The organism is Streptomyces sp. NTH33, assembly GCF_003236365.1.
Classification (GTDB): Bacteria; Actinomycetota; Actinomycetes; order Streptomycetales; family Streptomycetaceae; genus Streptomyces.
Window position 1 is genome coordinate 1 of sequence record NZ_POTZ01000652.1, and the last position, 2,977, is coordinate 2,977.

A 2,977-nucleotide genomic window follows, 5' to 3' on the forward strand; every position below is an offset into this window, starting at 1 on the left:
AGATCTACACAAGGCTATTCGTCGGCAGCGTCAGAGGTGTATAAGAGACAGGGTCGGTGCGGCCCGCGAGGGCTTCGCGGGCGTAGGGGTGCCAGCGGCCGTCGGGGCCGTAGCGGAGCCGGATGCCTTCGGCGTCCGGGGGCCAGGCGGTTGTACCGGGTCCTGACCGGCACCGGCTCGTCGGACTCCTCGAGCGCGGTGTGAGGGGCCGCGAACAACGTGGAGATCGCTTACACCCCCGACCCTCAACCATGGGGCCCTCGAGACAGTCCGGTGACCGGGCCTCGGCCGTGGCCTGGCCGCGGCTGTTCTCCGGCTTCGTCCCCGGCGGGCGGGCATCCGGTCTCCGGTCGCGGGCTCCCCGAGAGAGCGGCGGCGACCCCCTGCCGGCCTGCCGCCGCGGCCGCCCGGCCGGGCTGCCGCCGCCGGTTGATCGTGACACCAAGGACGTAGCGCCGCCGCCACTCCTCCTGCCCGGCCAGCCGGCGCCGTGCGACCGGCACCGGCGTGTAGTGGTACAGGCGGGCGTGGGCGCTGACCTTGGCGGCCAGGCGCTCGGGGCCCGTGGTGGCCCGGTCGACCTCCGCGAACGCCCGCAGCATCGCCCCGCCGGCGCCGCCGTCACGGCCGCGCCGGTTACGTGTTGACCACCGTCGCCTTGGAGGTCCTGGAGACGCCGCACTGGACCGACTGACGGCCGGGCCGTACGTGGTGGGGGAGGGACCCCCCGTGCTCCCACGTGCCGTGGACCACTTCTTGCCCGCTGACTTGTTGCCGTGTTGCCACACGGCGCCCTCGCACGCGGGCGCCGACGCGGTCCACGGCCGAGCGGGCCGATCGGCCGTGGCGGGGGCGGGGTGGCCGATCTCCACCGCGCACTGGTCCCGGCGGTCCGGGCTTTCCGGACGATGGTTCCGGGTCGGTTCCGCACCAGGCGGGTGGCCCGCGGGGTGATCACTTGGGTGACTTCGGCGGGCGGTGCACAGGGTTGGGGAGTGGGCATCGGTCCAGTTCTCGGAGGCAGGCACCGGGCCGGTTCTCTGCCGGGGCGAGCACTCGGGTCAGCTTGAGGGGCTGCTTGCCGATGCCGGCGGGCGGTCGTGGCGAGGGCGGCGGGGCTCTGAACGCGCGGCGTTCTCCTTCGGGCCGGCGAGGCGCGCCCCTCATGACTGAGCCTCTTCATGACGCGGACACCTACGGCGTAGGGGAACGATTCCGCCCGACCGAACTCTGCTCCACGTCTGTCACACACGCCTCCGGGGGATGGCGCGCCTCAGGGCGGACCCGTGCCTCGAAGGGGCGCCTGGCCAGCGGGAACGTCGTTCCCGGAGGCGATGTGCCCCCAGTCACTCAAGTCGGAGAGGCGCGTTGCTGATCCTCGTCCGTGTCCTTGGACACGGCGCAGGTGGTGTCCTGCTCGGGGAGTGTGCCGGTGGCCAGATAGCCGGCGACGGTGTCGTCGACGCACCGATTACCACTGGGGTAGACGGCGTGGCCGGTCCCGCCTGCCGCCGTGAGCATCCGGGAGCCGTGCAGTGCCTTGTGCATGGCCTGCCCCTGGGGCAGCGGAGTGAAGCTGTCGAACTCGTTCTGCACGATGAGTGCGGAAAGGCGGTTGTTCACCTTCGTGGCCGGCTCCAAGGACCGGTCCCAGAAGGCGCACGGCTTGACGTTCGAGACGATGTCGCCTGTCAGCGGGTAGCGGCGCAGGCTCTCGGCGACGTCCTTGCGGTACTGCTCCGGCTCACGGGGCCACGCGGCGGAGTTGTCGTTGCACACCACAGCCGCGAAGCTCGCGGCGGAGTTGTCGAAAGGAACGTCCGTGCGTGCACTCGCGTCGCTCGGGGTGGCGACGGCTGTGCCGGAGGCCGCCTTGCCGGAGGCCGCCTTCCTCAGTTCCACCACTGTCCTGGCGGCCAGTTCCGGTTCGTCGACGTGCAGTGCGCCGCGGATCTCGTCGGGGCCGTAACGGGTGCCGTCCAGCTCGACGGGCTCCTGACGTGCCTGCTCGACCAGGTCCCAGAACGCCTGCGCGACCTTCTCCGCAGTGGTGCCGAGCCCGTACGTCTCGTGGCGCGCCGCGGTCCATACCGCCCACCGGTCGAAGGCACGGTCCGCCTCTTCCGCCCATGACTGGACCATGCCTCGCCAGACATGGTTCGGGTCGACTGCGCTGTCGAGGACGAACCGGTCGGTGCGCCGGGGGAACATCTGGGCGTAGACGGCGCCCAGGTAGGTGCCGTAGGAGTACCCCAGGTAGGAGATCTTCTGCTCGCCCAGGACCGTGCGCAGCAGGTCCAGGTCGCGAGCGGTGTTGCGGGTCGTGATGTGCGGCAGGTTGCTGCCGCCGTTCTTCCGGCATGTGTCGGCGAAGTCGCGGGCCCAGGCGACATCCTGGTCGAAAGTTCTCTCGTGGTAGGGCCGCATCCACTCCTGGTCCGCGTCGGGCGTCAGGCCGCAGCTGAGGGGAGCGGACCGGCCGACACCTCGCGGGTCGAAACCGATGAGGTCGTATTGCTCGGTGGCGCGTTCCGGCAGGGTGGCCGACATCGTCAGCGGCCTGCTGAGGCCGGATTCTCCAGGCCCTCCGGGGTTGGAGAGGAGCACGCCGTGCCGGCGGTCCGGTGCTGTGGCGGCGATCCTGGAGACCGCTATGCCGATCCGGTCTCCTCCGGCGTCTCGGTAGTCCAACGGTACCTGGAGCGTGGCGCAGCGGAAGGTGCCGGGCTTGTCGGGGTCGCAGCGCTTCCAGTTCAGCTTCTGGCCGGTAAGCCTCGCCGGGAGGGCGGTGGTCGTGCCGGCGCCGGTCGAGGTCCGCTGTGCGCTGGCGGGAGGGGCGACGGCCGGTACTGCCGGGACAAGGGGCAGGGCGGTGACCGCGGAGAGTGCGACGACGGGAAGACGGTGTGTCATGGGAGGGGTCATTCCTTTCCAGAACGGGACAGCCGATGGGCCCGTATGAGGTGGCGGCGGTGTG

Annotated in this window: 2 protein-coding genes; both read right to left on the bottom strand. The window is 71.1% G+C overall.

The features are described from left to right. Window positions 1-245: 245 nt before the first annotated feature. Window positions 246-602 (bottom strand): hypothetical protein, encoded by a 357-nt coding sequence (locus C1I97_RS40330; protein WP_181447042.1) that lies wholly within the window; start codon window positions 600-602, stop codon window positions 246-248. 748 nt (window positions 603-1,350) lie between these two features. Next, window positions 1,351-2,913 (bottom strand): alpha/beta hydrolase, encoded by a 1,563-nt coding sequence (locus C1I97_RS34445; RefSeq protein WP_258382880.1) that lies wholly within the window; start codon window positions 2,911-2,913, stop codon window positions 1,351-1,353. Window positions 2,914-2,977 lie beyond the last annotated feature (64 nt).

Coding starts and splice junctions, on each gene's coding strand:
- C1I97_RS40330 (WP_181447042.1), bottom strand. CDS start 602: ATGCTGCGGGCGTTCGCGGAGGTCGACCGGGCCACCACGGGCCCCGAG.
- C1I97_RS34445 (WP_258382880.1), bottom strand. CDS start 2,913: ATGACACACCGTCTTCCCGTCGTCGCACTCTCCGCGGTCACCGCCCTG.